The following is a 682-nucleotide window of genomic DNA, read 5'->3' on the forward strand; positions in this document are numbered from 1 at the left end:
ATCCTCCACTGTCCGCCGACCACCCCACGCCGGGATGCGCTGGCGCAGGCCTATGACGTTATCAGTAGCGACGACAATCTGGCGGGCGCGCAGGACGCCGATGTCGTGGTGCTGGCGGTGAAACCGCAACTGATGGCAAGCGTGTGCGAGCCGCTGCGCGGCATACTGAACGTGCCGGGCAAGTTGGTGCTGTCCATTGCGGCTGGCGTCAGCGTGGCGCGTTTTCAAGCGCTGTTAGGAGAGCCGTTAACGCTGGTACGCATTATGCCGAACACACCGTCGCTGGTGGGTAAAGGCATGAGCGGCCTTTATGCACCCGCCAACGTATCGGCGGAGGATCGTGCCTTTAGCGCTGCGCTGATGCAAAGCGTGGGTAAAGTATGCTGGGTTGAGCAAGAGAGCGGCATTAACGGCGTTATCGCCGCCGCAGGCAGCGCACCGGCCTACTTTTTCCTGTTTATGGAAGCGATGCAGCAAGAGGCGATTCGCCAGGGATTTACACCGGAAAGCGCGCGCCAGTTGGTGCAGCAGGCCGCACTGGGTGCAGCCGCACTGGTCGAAGCCAGCCCGGACACGCCGCTTGCGACGCTGCGTGAGAATGTGACGTCCAAAGGCGGCACCACCGCAGAGGCTCTGCGGGTGTTTAACGAACGCCAACTGACACAAACTGTCGCCGATGCCA

The 682-nt window shown here is 61.9% G+C and carries 1 protein-coding gene; it reads left to right on the forward strand.

The annotated features are described in order from the left end of the window. The coding region (proC, locus tag J5224_RS33060; RefSeq protein WP_264629134.1) for a pyrroline-5-carboxylate reductase at positions 1–682 on the forward strand (682 nt) is incomplete at both ends.

The organism is Candidatus Symbiopectobacterium sp. NZEC135 (assembly GCF_025962695.1).